A 15,064-nucleotide genomic window follows, 5' to 3' on the forward strand; every position below is an offset into this window, starting at 1 on the left:
GCGGGGATGACGGTTTTAAGGCTAACTAAACTGTTTTAGAAGCTCGCCTTGAACTGCACACCATACGTGCGCGGTTCGTTGACGATACCGGTCAGGTTGTTGAAGTCGATCGCGCCCAGCGACTGGATACGGTTGGTGATGTTGCGGCCATAGGCTGCCAGCTCGTACTTGCCGTCGTTCCAGCGGTAACCCACGCGCACGCCGCCTTCCAGCAGTTCCTTGGCCTTGTACTCGGCCGCTTCGTACAGGAAGAAGTTGTACGAGGTGCGGTAAGCCCAGTCGGTGAAGGCGTAGATCTCGCCATTGCCCAGCGGCTGGCTGAAGCGCAGGGTGAAGTTATGCTGCCACTTCGGTGCGCGCGGCAGCGGGTTGCCGTCGATGATGGCGGCGGAGCCGATCACGTTGCCGTTCGCGTCCGTGAAGTTGCGGCGCGGGTCCAGGGTGGTGCAGCCGCTGCCGCAGGACTGCACGAACAGGTTCGGGTCCTTGATCTCGGTATCGTTGTAGCTGGTGCCGAAGGTCATGCTCCAGGCGTCGCTCAGGTTGGCCTGGAAGTCCAGTTCCACGCCGCGGCCGGTGACCTTGTCGGCGTTGACCAGCTGGTTCATGTTGACGGTGCCCGAACCCGCGGTCAGCTGCTTGTCCTTCATGCGGTAGTCGAACACGGTGGCCGACATGCGCGCACGGCGGTCGAACAGGTCCTGCTTGACGCCGAATTCCACCGACACGATCTTCTCGGCGTCAGCCTGCGACGGCAGCGAGGTCAGGTCGAACAGGCGGCCCTGCATCGACGCGGCGCGGTAGCCGGTTGCGATACGGCCGAACAGGTTGGTGTCCTTGTTGAGGGTGTAGGTACCGCTCAGGTCCCAGCTCACGTTGCTCGACGAGTCGTGCAGCGGCAGGAAGGTCGAGCCGCCGGTCTCGATGCGGCGCGCCACGAAGTCCTTCTTGTCCTTGGTGTAGCGCAGGCCGGCGCGCAGCTTGAAAGCGTCGGTCACGGTGTAGTTCACGGTGCCGAACACCGCCCACGACTTGGAATCCTGCTCCTGGGTGGCGTAGTTGAAGTTCTGCGGGTTGCCCGGGGCCAGCGAGTCGAAGGAGATCGAATCGATCTGGATCTGCTCGTCGAAGTAGAACAGGCCGGCGATCCACTGCAGCGGGCCGGTGTTGTTGGACTCGACGCGGAATTCCTGGGTCAGCTGCTTGTGGTCGGGAACCAGGTCGGCGGTTTCGACGACGAAGGGGATGAAGCCCGGGCCCATCGGCTGCGCGTAGACCGCGCCGTAGCCGCCATCGACGTCGGCGCGGCTGAAGAACTCCAGCGACTCGTAGCCGGTGATCGAGTGGAAGGTCATGCCCGGGGTATCCCAGCGCAGGCGCAGGTTGCCGCCCTTGTTCTTCAGGCTCTGGGTATTCAGGCCGTCGGTCGGGTAGGAGTCGTAGTCGAAGTTGTCGACCAGCTCGTTGGTGCCCTTCTTGAGGATGTTGGCGCGGAACAGGGTCGCGTTGCCGTCCATGTCGCGCGCGTGCAGGTTCAGCAGGGCGCTGAAGTCCTTGTTCGGCTTGAGCAGGAACTGGATGCGGCCGGCGTTGTCCTTGTAGCCTTCGAAGTCGCGGGTCGGCGCGTTCGGACGGTCGTTGTGCACGCGGTCGCCGCGGTGCTGCGACTGCACCGAGATGCGGGTCGCGAAGACGTCGTTGGCCGGCAGGTTGATGGCGCCTTCGACGTTGCGCACGCGGTCCTTGCCGAAGCCGACGTTGACGTAGCCTTCCTTGCGGAACACCGGCTTGGCCGAGTCGAACTTGATCACGCCGGCCGGGGAGTTACGGCCGAACAGGGTGCCCTGCGGGCCGCGCAGCACTTCGATCTGGTCCACGTCGAACACCGGGAAGCCCTTCAGCATCGGGTTTTCCTGCACGATGTCGTCCATCACCAGGCCCACCGGCTGCGAGGCGTTCAGGTCGAAATCGGTGTTGCCCAGGCCGCGGATGTAGAAGCGCGGGAAGGTACGGCCGTAGTCCGATTCCACGGACACGGACGGCGAACGGCCGCTCAGGAAGCGGATGTCCTGGCCGCCGGAGGTCAGCACGTCCAGCTTCTCGCCCTTCACGGTGGCCACCGACATCGGCACGTCCTTGATGTTTTCCGCGCGGCGCTGCGCGGTCACGATCACGGTCTCCAGTTGGCCGGGCTTCTTCGCCTCTTCGGCCGGCTGGGTTTCTTGCGCCTGGGCGGCGTGCAGGGGGAAGGCGCTGGCGACGGCCAGGGCGAGCAGGGAGTGCTTGAAGCGGATATCCATACCTGAGGGTCCTATCAATAAAAAATCCGGTTGTCGCAAGGTGGGCGGCCGGACATGTCGTGTCCGCGCTCTCGGCCGTTGCATAGACAAGATGGGCAATATTGCAGTTTGACCAATCGGTAAGGGGTTGATCAAGCGTAAATATGAAAAAGCCATGGTTGCGTTGTGGGAATGCAACGATCTGGCCGGCGTGCATAGGGGAGAAAGCGGCGTCGCGGACCGCGTCTGCATGGCCGGCGCCGCTAGAATGGCGCCATGCCGACCGCTCCCTCTTCCATTCTCACGGGCCTGGCGCCCGTCATCGACGCCGGCGTGCGCATCCTCGTGCTGGGCAGTTTCCCCGGCGCCGCCTCGCTCGCCGCGCAGCAGTACTATGCGCATCCGCGCAAGATAGGGTGCTCAGTTTGACACCTCGTCGAGGTATAATCTGTACCTTAGATTCCCAGCCTGACGACTTGTGCCAACTGCTTATTCTTACGTTCGTTTCTCGACACCTGACCAAATAAAAGGCGACTCTCTTCGGCGCCAACTTGACGCGTCAAGACGATATGCAGCCGAGCACGGGTTAGTTCTTGACGAAAGCTTAACAGTCCGTGACCTTGGTGTCTCAGCGTTCAAGGGAAAGAACTTCGAAGTTGGCGCGTTAGGTCAATTTATGGATGCGATTGATAAAGGTCGCATTGCTAGTGATTCGTATTTGCTCGTGGAATCGCTTGACCGGATATCTCGACTACCTCCATATGACGCGATGTCCATATTGCAGAGCATCATCAATCGCGGTGTAACAGTGGTTACGCTTACCGACTCCGCTGTCTACAGTCGTGAACGGTTGACGACGGATTGGGTGAGGTTGGTTGTAGCGTTGGCATCCATGTCACGGGCCCACGAAGAATCGGCAGTGAAGTCCGAACGTGTGCGTGCAGCATGGGCAGCGAAGAAGCTTCGCGTGAAAGAGAGCAAGGAGGTCATGCCAGGACGAAGCCATTGGTGGCTTCGAATTGGCGATGATGGTACTAGCTATGAAGTGATCGAAGAGAAAGCCGAGATTGTACGTTTGATCTTTTCGCTGGCAAAAGATGGGATGGGAAACACGGTGTTAGCTAAGTACCTAAATCATCGAGGAATTCCTACTCCTTTTAGTGCGAAACTCTGGCAGAACAGTACGCTACAGTACATGCTACGTAACGTAGCAGTGATTGGCGTTCTCCAGCTCGACCAAGACAACAGCGGGAGAACGACGACCGATACGTTTGTCGAAGACTACTACCCGGCCGTGGTCGACAAAGCCTTGTTCTATGAAGTTCAGCAAATTCGGACATCGCGGAAGCGACAAGGGCTAGCGTCGAGTGGCGGAAGAAAAGGGATGTGCTACAACATCTTTCAAGGGACGGCGAGGTGTGGTTACTGTGGCGGACCGGTTCATATACGGCGCAAACCAGGCATAAACTCAGGCTTTTTATACTGCGCGAAGTCGCTGATGGGAGGTGGCTGCGTATCGGTGTCATACAACTTACGCAACCTCGAAGCAGAGTTCCTCAGCTTTACATCCGAAATCGACATCGCAATGGTGTTAGGCGACATGACGTCTTACGAAAAACTCGGATCGAAGAAAGCTGAGCTTGCACTGTGTACCGCCGAGACGGAAGATCGTGAGCAAAAGCTGTCAAACTTGATGAAAGCGTTGGAGCTGGGCGGCGATATTGCTGTGCTAGTTCAGCGTCTGCGAGACCTCCAGGACGAGGTCAGCGCTCTCAAAAGAAAGCGCTTGGAGCTTCAGTCAGATGTCCAAACACTTGGCAATATTGCACCGAATGATCAGGCATTCCTCGACAACATGTCCCGTCTTCTTGCCGATCTAAACTCAAAGGACATCGATCTTGACGAGAAATTTAGAATTCGGTTCAGGCTGTTATCTGAAGTCCAAAAAGTAGTAAAGCGACTTGATCTGTTCCCTGGAGGGCTATGGGATTCGCCGGAAAAACTAGCCGTTCTCGCTACCGAACTTCGAAGCGATGGGTACAGCGAAGAACGAATTAGTTCGTTCATTCAAAGTGCGTCCACCAAGCCGAATCGGGATGAGCGATTCTTCATCGCCTACCTTCGCAACGGTATCGAACGAGTGGTAAGAGGAGGAAGAGTGCTGCTAGAAACTGATCGGTCACTTGGGACTAGGGCCCGGGCTTTGATTGACGAGGCGAAGCGCAGAACGGTCATAGAGGAAGTGGCAAAAAGCTAATATGCGTAAAAAGTGCTTCGCTCCCGTCGTTGATGAGCGTACTCGTCTGCTGGTTCTAGGCAGTCTCCCCGGCGAAAAATCGCTAGCTCAGGGCGAGTATTACGCGAACCGTCAGAACTGCTTTTGGCACCTTATGTCTTCGGTGATTGATGCCGATTTGGTAACGATGTCCTATGGCCATAAGCTAGATGAACTGCGTCGCTGTGGTATTGGTCTTTGGGATGTAGTCGCTGAGGCGACGCGCGAAGGAAGCCTGGACAGCCGGATTAGAGCCCACGAAAAAAACGATCTGTTAGGCCTGATACAATCTCTACCGGAGCTTAAAGCTATCGCTTTCAATGGAGCAAAGGCACTTAAGCTAGGTCTCAAAGTCATCGGTTCCAATGCAGAACAGTTCAGCCTATTAGCTCTTCCATCGTCGAGTGCTGCGTATACGCTAGCGGTTTCGACGAAAGTCGAACGATGGCGTGCACTGCGCGACGTACTGATCGTCCCGACATAGCTCATTTTAAGAAACCTTCTACATCGGAGTGAGAGATTCACTACCGAAATTCAGTGCCAAAAATGAGTCAGAATGCCACGGGCCTGTGCGCCCATCTTCGTATTCGCGCTGAGCAACCTGCCAAAGAACGCAGCTGATCGGGTTGGTCTCGAGTAGATTCTCCAACATGCGAAGCGCATTTGCTTGACGAATTAGTACGTCAAGCGGGCCAGGCGATGAGTCATCCGAGACAGATTTGTCGACTACGATCAAAGTTGGTTTGAACGACGATACGAACGCAAGAAAGTGTTGCTCGACCTCAGCATCTCCGCAATCATCAAGGTTACAGACGTCGATCCACATCTTCCCGACCTGCTCGTGTGCGTACTTCATCTTGCACAGCGCGGCTGCGTCCAATGCTATCTGATTACCAGCTTCAACAATCTCAAGCCCAGCTGACCTAAAGACCAATTTTCTACACAGCGCGTGCATGTCGCTTGTCATGCCTACCCAGACGACATGGCCACCGTCGGCACAAAAGCGCTCGACCAGCGTCAACGTCTCGGCATCCGTATCCCGGGGCATGTTGCGTTGGATGTAATAGCTGGCGCCGAGTTGCAAATCTAGCAAGTATTTCGCGTGTTGGTTGGTATGTGAGCTTGACAATGGAAGTCCATCTAGCCACTCCCGGGCAAGGTTTCCAATCGATTCTTGTGAGGATGAGGAGTGGGACGTTGTTGCGAATTTGACCATTTTTTTTGCTGCCTTTCGATCTGCGGTTGAGTGATTTTTTTTGTGTTGACGTATTTATCAGCGGTCTTCGCGGCGATTTTCGGTGGTAAACATTAATTTTTTCCGAACCCATTGACGAGGCAGATTGGCGTCGGATATTCTCTGCGCAGCGTTAGAACTTCAACCCATCTACGCTGCCAGATTTTGCGGGCAAACCCCGCACCCCTTGGGTAACTCGGCCGACGAAACTGATCGGTACCATCCTTCAATGTGGATGGGGGGGCAGGCTCGAAATTCCTACATTCGGTATTCCGGATGCAGGCGTTCGGCTGCGAATCTGACAGAGTTTACGAAGATGGTATCTATCACCCTTCCGCTTCTCCTCACGTTCACTGGCGTTCTGCCTGCTGTTACACCGGTTTCCTGATTGAATCGTCAACGTTGGCTTCGTTCGCGCGAATGCATAGTGGCGATGGAATTTCATTTTTAATTTACTTATTAAATCTGAAAAAGGCAGGAATATCATGTCAAATTGTCATCAAATTGACCAGGAAATTGCGAACTACGACGCTGAGATCACTCGGTTGAAGAATGAGCGTCAACTCCTAATCGCCAAACGAGTAAGCGTTATGGAGACCGAACTCGCGGAAGCCGTCGCGAAGGTCATTGCCCTGGGCGGCTCTGCATCAACTAGTCTTTCGCTCGAACAGAAAAAAACTGCACGCAAAATCCGACATCGGAAATATCGTGACCCCGAAACCGGAACTGAATGGTCTGGACAGGGAACGATGCCAAGTTGGATCGAAGATGGTCGCAAAGAGCAGTTCTTAAACCCGGCCTGGATTGCAGATAATCCAGGTAAAGCAGCCAAGTCGGCCGTTAAAGCTAGTCAAATCTCTGCAGTCATTGCAAGCGTTCCCGGTTCGGAACGGGAAGAGGCAACTCAGCCAACCGTTCTCCCGCAAAAGATGCAAGACGTTGATCGAGCGGCAGAGCACATTCGAGAACAGATCTTCCTAGCAGCAGATTCACTGAACTCGCATATTTCCGTCGTTCCCGCTAAACGTCTAAGACATTCAGCGTCGGTTGGCCTATCAACGCCGTCAGTCAGTTTCGCTAGCAGAAATCCTTCGGGTTATACGCTCGCCAACCAGAGCACGGCGAGTCCTGCCTGGGACTCGGTCACAGTGCAGGGCGCTTAAACGGCGTACCTAAGACGACGGTAGAAACAATTTAAAGCACGGCAGCCTTCATTTGAGCAGGTAGAAGTATGCGCGAAAGCGTATCGACCTGCCTCAGCGTGGCATCGTCGTGCGCCCCCCCTGTCCGCAAGCAAAGAACACATATGGAACAACTGCTTAAACTCGCCATCAATCGGCACATTATTGGAAAAATCGAATGTGACTCGGAACAAAATCAAGAACCAGACCCGCGTTGGGAAATTTTCACTTCGATGTGTGAGAACGTTGAAGTGACGCCAGCAGAGTTCGCCGATTATATTAATAAAGGCTATGCATTTTGCGCTCAGCACAAGAAACGCAAACGCAACGCCAATTTCACCGGAACGAACATCCTAACCGTAGACATAGATAAAGGCATGACGACTGAGCATGCTCTCGCCGATCCATTCGTTCAGAGGTACGGGACCATCCTGTACGTAACGGCATCGCATACACCTGAGCGTCATCGGTTTCGAATCATCTTTGCTCTTGAACGAACCATCACTGATGCAGAAGAGATGCGAATGGCGTATCAAGGAATTATCCGAAAGTTTGGGGGGGACGAGTCGTGCAGCGATGCATGCCGCGGGTTTTTTGGATCGCTAGGATGTAATCCGATCCTTCTAGGGAACGCTCTGCCTAACGAAGAGTTGTCGAAAATTATCACTCGGGGTGCAGACAGGCGAGTTTCCGACCGGGTTTGCGGTGACAAAGGAGGAGAGATCGGTGGAAAAGCGACACAGACTTCGCATGAGCCGCTAGAGAAGAACCAAATGGTGCGATTAGCCCGAGAGGGTGGACGTATGACCCCATTGGCTGGCTTGCCAAAATGGACGGCTATCCATTGCCCGATGCATACCGATCATAGGCCGAGTGCATTCGTGGTTACCAATAAGAATGGCGTAAACGGCGTTCGTTGCCAGAGTTGTGCCGCCAGCTTCTGGCCAGAAACTGAGATACGGGAAAAGCGAAAGCCTTACAATTTTTACGAAATCGAGTCGTTCATCTACGACGAGGACTATCATCAAACACCCGCAAATTTCTATGATATGGATGCCGCAGATGCAGACCCAACCCTGCTGGATGAGCTGCCAGGTGAACGCACAAGTCACATCTTGAACTCGAAGTATTTGCCGAGCATTCCGCTACAGGATGGAGTGACCTTCGTGCGCAGCCCGAAGGGTTCTGGTAAAACAGAATGGCTAAAAAAAATTGTAGATCGCTGCCGACAACTTAATCAATCCGTGCTATTGATTGGCCATCGTCAAACACTGATCCAAGGAATCGCACAGCGTCTTGGCCTAATCTGCTATTTCTACATCGAGGGCGACAGAATTAAAAATAATCGTTCAGAGGAATATTACGCGATTTGCGTCGATAGTATCGGGAAGCTCTTACGCCCAAATCTTGATCATTACGACATCGTGATTATTGATGAGTCTGAGCAAGTATTCTCCCACTTGACGGCCGACACATTGCGCAGCAAACGTCGGACTTGCTATCAAAAACTGATCTACTTTCTACGGTCGGCAAAATCCATCATTGTCACAGATGCGGATCTCGGCCCAATAACGGTAGTAGCAGTATGTGAGGCTGTGAAGAGGGAAACACCGTATCAGTTCTACTTGAACAGATACAAAGAAAGCCGGTGCGCTTTCTACTACTTTCAGAGCGACGACCACCTTATACATGACATGATCGAGGCAATCAGGGCAGGCGGGCGGCACTATGTTGCCACCAACTCAAAAATCAAGGCTGAAAATTTGCTTGAGATGATTCGCTATGAATTCGGCGACCACCGCCGGACCATGTTGGTCACGTCCGATACTACTGGCGACGCGAACGTAAAGAATTTCGTCAACAACATCAAGAAAGAGATCTTAAATTACGACGTGATAATTGCTTCACCGACGCTTGGCACCGGCGTTGATATTACGTTTGACGATCAGGCTCAACTCATCGATACAGTGTATGGATTTTTTGTGGCCCGAGTGAACACCCATTTCGACATCGACCAACAACTTGCGCGCGTTAGACATCCCAAGTTGATTAAGGCATGGGTTGCACCGGAACGGTTCGGATTTGAAACGGAAGCGGAGGTCATTCGGAGTGAGATATTGGACAGTGCCGCGCTCAACGACGTGCTCATCGGCTACGAGAATGATGGAACGCCGAAAATGGATGAGGGATATCTCAGTGTCTATGCCAGCGTCACCGCAATGTCGAGAGCATCGAAGAACAATCTGCGCGCAAACCTGCTGAATCTCCGGATACGCAATGGTTGGACCGTCGAACATGTGGCAGCTGACGAACAATCTGCGAAGAACGGCCAGCAACGGACGAAGGAGGCGAAGGCTGTCTTGGCTGAAGAGCGGATGCGACAAATCTGCCAAGCCGAACAGATCACACCGGAGGCATACGAGGAGCTCCGCGCTATCGCTCAGCAAGGCACCAAGCTGACCAAGTCCGAAGAATACTCAATGCGCCGGCAGGAAATCGAATCGTTTTACCGTGAAGAGATTTCACCTGAATTAATCGATCTCGACAATCACGGCAAGTACCGGGAACAGGTCAGGATGATGCAAATTTACCTTTCTCCGTGGCAAGATTTGGCTGAAAGATCGGTGGCAGAACGTAGAGCTGATCGCTTCCTCACGGATATGGGTTCCGAGCCTTTGAAAAAAGCGATGATGTTTGATTTGCTCGCTGCTGCCGGACTCGCTGATGAGAGCACGCCTATCAAAACTGGCGTCGTCGTTTCGAAGCACTCGCTGGCCGCGTTTGCTGAAATTTGCCAAGCGAGGAGCTCGAAAATTCAGGAGCTGTTTGGTCTAAACGTTCGTACTAAGGACTTGCACTCTAAAGCGGTTCAAAAGCTTAGCAAGGTTCTAGAGCTGATTGGCCTAAATAACCTGCCAGCGGTGCGAAGGAAAGCGGAGGGCGACTCAACCCATTACTACACGCTAGACACAAGCTCACTCGACCAAATTCGTAGCATTATCGCAAAGCGTGTAGGTACTTCTACAAACGCTGCTCCGATCCTAACCGATACACGATATCCCAAAGTTCGTGAACTGAAGCGGATGTGGGGTAAGCGAAAGACAGAGAAGGAGGGCGTTCGGAACTAGCAAGGTCAGGTGCTAACCCAAGTTCAGAATAGTTAAATACTAGACTGCTCGCGTTAGCACTCCAGCAGAGACTTTTCCAAAAAGTAGAACTCACCAGCTAGGCTAGGGGGGGCAGCTAGTACTCTATTCAGGACATTCACATGAAGATACGATTTGCCGAAACTACGTGGCATACGCTCCAAGATCTCGTGCGTAGCCCCGCCGAATATCCGGTGGGACGACCAGTGGTCAAACCGGCTCGGAAGGATATGATAGAAAAGGCAATGTCTGGTATCTATCGTGCAATAGAGGCTGAACTCACGCGTATGCACATGAACGGAGAAACGCCGGACGGGAGTGTTGTCTTGTCAATGGACATCGAGATCGAGACCACGCCATACGGCGGCCATTCGCCAAAGAAGCCCAAAAGCTTGATAGCAGAACTAGATGACGTTCTCAACAAGCGTGCACCAAGGAAAAAGCTGGTCGAATACTAATCGCACAAATATAGCATAAATGCATTTCTGGTCGAGAGGCAGACTCTTCAGAAGATGTCCGTACAAATTTGCTTGAGCCGCAGTGGGTTATCCTCAACATATTGTGCGGTCATCGCGATAGACGAATGTCCCATCAATGTCGATACCGCCTTTATATCCACGCCTTTTTCGATGAGCATCGTGGCGAACGTGCGTCGCCCGCTGTGGCTCGACGCGCCCTGCAATTTTGCTTCCGAGTACATGCGGTGAAAAAGTTGCTGTAAGCTGTTTGCCGAAAATGCGCTCCCTTTCTGCGACTTGAATAGTGGAGCTTCTAGAGTGAACAGAATGCCCTCGTGCTTCTGTCGATCGTTGATGAAGTCGCGAAGTGCATTTACTACTTTGGGGTTGGTCAAGTAAGCGTGTCGCTGCTTATTCCCCTTAGTCATTGTCCCGACAAGGTTGATTTCTTCGAGCAGAGACCCTTCAGTACCAAGTACATGCTTGATGCGTAGGGCTGCCATTTCTTTAGCGCGTAAACCAAGTCCGAACGAACAGTAGAGTAGTGCAATATTTCGCTTCGCGTGTGCTTTCCTCTTTACAACATTGATGACGCGGGATAGCTCCCGTTCATTCAGTACTTTGGCTTTACCTTCCCGCATAACTGTTCCAGAATGTTTAATTGTTGCAAATATGCAATATTTTCAAACTATTCTAACTAGTCTTCAAGGCCTCGTACATCTCAAGAGTGGCTCAGGCAGCCACTTCATTTACTAATTGCATTTAGTAAACATTCCTTCCGTGCTTGCGTAACTGCCATCTCTCTAGCTCATGACCGCCCAGAACGGCGCTAGGGAGATCCGGGCGGCGTGGCTTATATCACTAGACCTCACTGATCCTGGGGCCAACTCTGAATCTTATTGCTCCTAGGGAAGGGATTTGTGTTAGCGTTTAGGCTCGGCCGAGAGGCAACACCAGCGGTGGCTCTGTAAGCTAGCTCATCACACCCCGGAATTTAAAGCTAAGTGACGTGAGTCACATGCGTTATGAATAATCTCGCGAATTCGCTCTTGATTGGATATGTATGGAAATCGATTCGGTAACTCTTAAAGGATATCGTAACTTCAAAGACGCTGTCGTTAGACTGAACCGTCAAACACTAATTATTGGGGGTAACGATGTCGGGAAGACTAATTTTCTGTATTCTTTAAGGTTACTTTTGGACAAAGGTCTGTCGGACCTTGATATTGAACCTTCAGAGCTGGATTTTCATATTAACGAAGACGGTAGCTTCGAGAAGAATTTAGAAATCACGATCAAGTTCATAGACGTGAAAGAAGATGCGGTTCTGTCTCAACTGGCAGGGAAAGTCGATGATGACGGCACCACGTACTTTCGGTACTCAGCCTCGCGAGATAGTCTCGAATACAAACTACATGTCGGCCGCGATCTAAGCAGCATGGAAGAAATCACTTCGCGGTTTTACCTCAAGCATCTGAACCTAAAATATGTAAACTCCCAACGTGACCTTACCAAATTCATTCAGACTGAGAAGAAGCATCTACTGCGCCTTTCTCAGGAAAAGCGTACCCTTCCTGAGCAGGAAAACGACAACTTAATCTTGTCACGGGTTAGCGCATCTTTGCTCCGTATTAACAAGAGAATACGTAAGTTAAATTATGTGACAGCTGCAACGGATGATGTGAATGCTGAGTTGAAAGCAATGGCTTATCACAATTCTCCATATACGGTGCAGTTGGATACCGGTGCAATTGAAATCGAACAGTTCGTAGAAAAGCTAGAGCTGGCCGCGAGTGCAAACGGTGCGAAGATGATGCTCGGTGGCGATGGAAGGAATAACCAAATACTTCTCGCGCTCTGGAAAGCAAAGAGCGCGCGGGAACACGATACGGATAACGAAGTAGTTATCTACTGCGTTGAAGAGCCTGAGGCTCATTTACATCCACACCAGCAGCGGAAGCTCGCTTCCTATTTAAGCGAAAACCTTCCTGGGCAATCGATCGTAACTACGCACTCCCCTCAAATCGCATCTATTTTCTCTCCAAATTCTATTGTTCGCTTGTTCGCTAAAAAAGGCGTAACCGTTGCCGCTAGCCAAGGTTGCTCTGATTGTATTAGCGACGCATGGGATGATATGGGTTATAGAATTAGCATCCTACCGGCCGAAGCATTCTTCTCTTCTGTCGTCTTTCTCGTCGAAGGCCCGTCCGAGCTACTGTTCTATCGAACGTTGGCAAAGAAGCTAAAAATCGATTTAGATTTTTATAATATATCGATTCTATCTGTCGATGGTGTTCAGTTCGAGGTATATTCATCAATTCTGAACGCCATGGAAATTCCTTGGGCAATCCGAACCGATAACGACATTTCAAATATATCTACAGGGCCTCGAACCGCCCCAATCATACTTCGACAACTAGCCGGCTTTAACCGCTGCTTATATTTGTCGAAGCAGGAAAAATTAGATCACAAGCCGACTCCGTACGCGCAAATCGACAGCGTTGCTGACGGTACTTGGAAAGTGGTTTCCGATCTCGTGAACCCTCACGGTTTGTTCTTGTCGAAAATTGATCTGGAAACAGATTTGGCAGACGAGCTTCCGGCAGAGATGGTTGCGTTTAAGGGGCCAACTGTAAAAGATGCAATTAGCTACCTTCAAGATCAAAAAGCAGTGCGAATGAGGGAGTTTTTAGTTAACCATGCCTCTGCTCTAGAGAGTAAAGGTGCAGGCGAATTAGCGCGTCCATTACATTACTGTGTCGCAAAAGCCATTTCGGTGGTTGCATGAAAAAATTTATACCCACTCCCGAGCAGCAAGCGGTCCTTGACTATCCTTCGCACATGGTTGTTACAGCCTGTCCAGGAAGTGGAAAGACGGCCGTCATCGCAGCCAAAGTGCGACAGATTTTGCCATCCCTTCCATCGTATCGCGGGATTATTGCGATTTCGTACACTAGAAAAGCTAGCGCAGAGTTGAAGCGGCGCTGTGAGTTCGATGGCGTTGATACGAAAAAATCATTTTTCGGAACAATCGATGCGTTCTCGATATCAGAAATTATTGCTCCGTTTTTCGGTCATGTTTGTGGAAAAAATCCTAAAAAGCTGGAGGTAAAATATTTTTCGTCGTTCACCGAAGGCGAAAAAGCGGCGTTTGACGATGTCTCAATCCATGCGTTAACCACAGGTCATGCTGAGTCGCTCAAAGATAGACTGACGGTGTTGTATGAAAACGGCGTAATATTGATGGAGTCGGTTGGCGTCTTGGCCCATTATGTCCTTGAGAATTCTCCGGCATGCAGACGCTATTTGAAGTCAAAATATTCTGCTATTTTCATAGATGAGTACCAGGACTCGGGGGAACCTCAGCATAAATTGTTCGTTAGGTTCCGAGATCTGGGAATTCTTTCTATTGCCGTTGGAGATGTAAATCAATCGATCTTCGCTTTCGCCCATCGAGATCCGGTCTATCTAAAATCGCTTTGTTTGAGTAATAGCGGGTATCAACATCTTGAGTTGACCATCAATCATCGCTGTCATCCTTCGATAATAAATTATGCAAATAGATTGCTTGATCAGTCATGTGCTCTACAGCCGGCGCAGAGCATACAGGTCTTTCGGCGACAAATCACCGGAACTCAAGTAGAAGTAGTAGCTTGGATAAACTCAATTCTTGAGCAAGTGAAGGTTCATTTCGGAGTTGTGCACAACCGGGAAATAGGGATTCTAGTTCGTAATTCAAGCACTGGGGTTATAGTAAAGAGCAATTTATCTTTTCCCTCCAGGCTATTTAATGATAACGTGCTGACTCAGTCAACTGCGCTTTGCTCGACAATCTTTTGCGCGCTGCTGAGTTTTCGAAGGGACATTCGCCTAACTGCACAATCGATTATTGATGAGTTCTGCTTGCGAAGTATCAAAAGAAGTGAGCTAGTTAGTCTGAGAAAATTTGTCATTGCTTGCCGAAAGTGCAATGACGAGGGGCTGGCCGCTGCGCTGATCCAAGCGGCAGAAGCATTAGTAGCCGAGGCAGTACCTGCGAAGTCATTAGAGGAACTCACGGCAGTCTTGGCTCAGCCGTCCGAGATGCAAATTTTCGATGCGATTTCCGATCACGAAGTTCAAATATTAACTCTCCATAAAGCAAAAGGATTAGAGTTCAAAGTGGTATTCCACTTGGACTTGTATGATTGGATTATTCCTAGGCGCGTTTTCATACAGGGATGCTACGACGAAGTCTTCGAGAACGAGCAAGAATGTCTTAATTTACATTACGTAGGCATTACCAGAGCTCAAGCAGCTTGTGTTCTACTCACCTCCACTCAGCGGTATAATTTTGCTAATCAGGTTAAAAACGCTCGCTCTTCGCAATTTTTCGACAAGCCTGGCTTAGCAGGCCTTTATCAGTAATGCCGCGATAAAGGCGATTAGATAGTGTATTAATCGGGCCAGGTTATCTCTAAACTTCCGGCGCTGGCCGCGTGATCAAAAGCG

At 51.3% G+C, this 15,064-nt stretch carries 10 protein-coding genes and 1 pseudogene; 8 read left to right on the forward strand and 3 right to left on the reverse strand.

Translation table 11 applies throughout. The annotated features are described in order from the left end of the window. Nucleotides 1-35: 35 nt before the first annotated feature. Entirely contained in the window at nucleotides 36-2,300 is a 2,265-nt protein-coding gene (locus KBW98_RS02235; RefSeq protein WP_211518459.1) for a TonB-dependent receptor, read from the reverse strand. A gap of 255 nt (nucleotides 2,301-2,555) precedes the next feature. Between KBW98_RS02235 and KBW98_RS02240 the strand changes: the two are divergent. The 3 genes and pseudogenes from KBW98_RS02240 to KBW98_RS02250 all read left to right on the forward strand — a co-directional run. Then, nucleotides 2,556-2,687, forward strand: a pseudogene (locus KBW98_RS02240) (DNA-deoxyinosine glycosylase); the annotation flags it as partial. A 70-nt stretch (nucleotides 2,688-2,757) separates the two neighbouring features. Continuing rightward, nucleotides 2,758-4,536, forward strand: a complete 1,779-nt coding sequence (locus tag KBW98_RS23830; protein WP_211518460.1) for a recombinase family protein — start codon at nucleotides 2,758-2,760, stop codon at nucleotides 4,534-4,536. Between the two features lies 1 nt (nucleotide 4,537). Beyond that, a complete protein-coding gene (locus KBW98_RS02250; RefSeq protein ID WP_211518461.1) occupies nucleotides 4,538-5,038 on the forward strand; it encodes a DNA-deoxyinosine glycosylase in 501 nt (166 codons plus the stop codon). 18 nt (nucleotides 5,039-5,056) lie between these two features. Here KBW98_RS02250 and KBW98_RS02255 read toward each other — a convergent pair whose 3' ends face one another. Further along, nucleotides 5,057-5,770 (reverse strand): hypothetical protein, encoded by a 714-nt coding sequence (locus tag KBW98_RS02255; protein ID WP_211518462.1) that lies wholly within the window; start codon nucleotides 5,768-5,770, stop codon nucleotides 5,057-5,059. 608 nt (nucleotides 5,771-6,378) lie between these two features. Between KBW98_RS02255 and KBW98_RS02260 the strand changes: the two genes are divergently transcribed. The 3 genes from KBW98_RS02260 to KBW98_RS02270 all read left to right on the forward strand — a co-directional run bounded on the left by KBW98_RS02260 (nucleotide 6,379) and on the right by KBW98_RS02270 (nucleotide 10,573). Next, a complete protein-coding gene (locus tag KBW98_RS02260; protein ID WP_373888889.1) occupies nucleotides 6,379-6,951 on the forward strand; it encodes an H-NS family nucleoid-associated regulatory protein in 573 nt (190 codons plus the stop codon). Nucleotides 6,952-7,094: 143 nt separating this feature from the next. Beyond that, nucleotides 7,095-10,097, forward strand: a complete 3,003-nt coding sequence (locus tag KBW98_RS02265; RefSeq protein WP_211518464.1) for a plasmid replication protein, CyRepA1 family — start codon at nucleotides 7,095-7,097, stop codon at nucleotides 10,095-10,097. 140 nt (nucleotides 10,098-10,237) lie between these two features. Continuing rightward, nucleotides 10,238-10,573 (forward strand): hypothetical protein, encoded by a 336-nt coding sequence (locus KBW98_RS02270; RefSeq protein WP_211518465.1) that lies wholly within the window; start codon nucleotides 10,238-10,240, stop codon nucleotides 10,571-10,573. 47 nt (nucleotides 10,574-10,620) lie between these two features. On the opposite strand, the gene KBW98_RS02275 is transcribed toward KBW98_RS02270, so the two are convergent. Continuing rightward, entirely contained in the window at nucleotides 10,621-11,214 is a 594-nt protein-coding gene (locus KBW98_RS02275) for a site-specific integrase (RefSeq protein ID WP_211518466.1), read from the reverse strand. 422 nt (nucleotides 11,215-11,636) lie between these two features. On the opposite strand from KBW98_RS02275, the gene KBW98_RS02280 reads away from it, so the two are divergent. Continuing rightward, entirely contained in the window at nucleotides 11,637-13,361 is a 1,725-nt protein-coding gene (locus tag KBW98_RS02280; protein ID WP_211518467.1) for an ATP-dependent endonuclease, read from the forward strand. After that, nucleotides 13,358-14,980 (forward strand): UvrD-helicase domain-containing protein, encoded by a 1,623-nt coding sequence (locus KBW98_RS02285; protein WP_211518468.1) that lies wholly within the window; start codon nucleotides 13,358-13,360, stop codon nucleotides 14,978-14,980. Before KBW98_RS02280 ends, KBW98_RS02285 begins: the two co-directional genes overlap by 4 nt. Nucleotides 14,981-15,064 lie beyond the last annotated feature (84 nt).

Source organism: Massilia sp. ST3 (genome assembly GCF_018119405.1).
GTDB lineage: Bacteria > Pseudomonadota > Gammaproteobacteria > Burkholderiales > Burkholderiaceae_D > Telluria.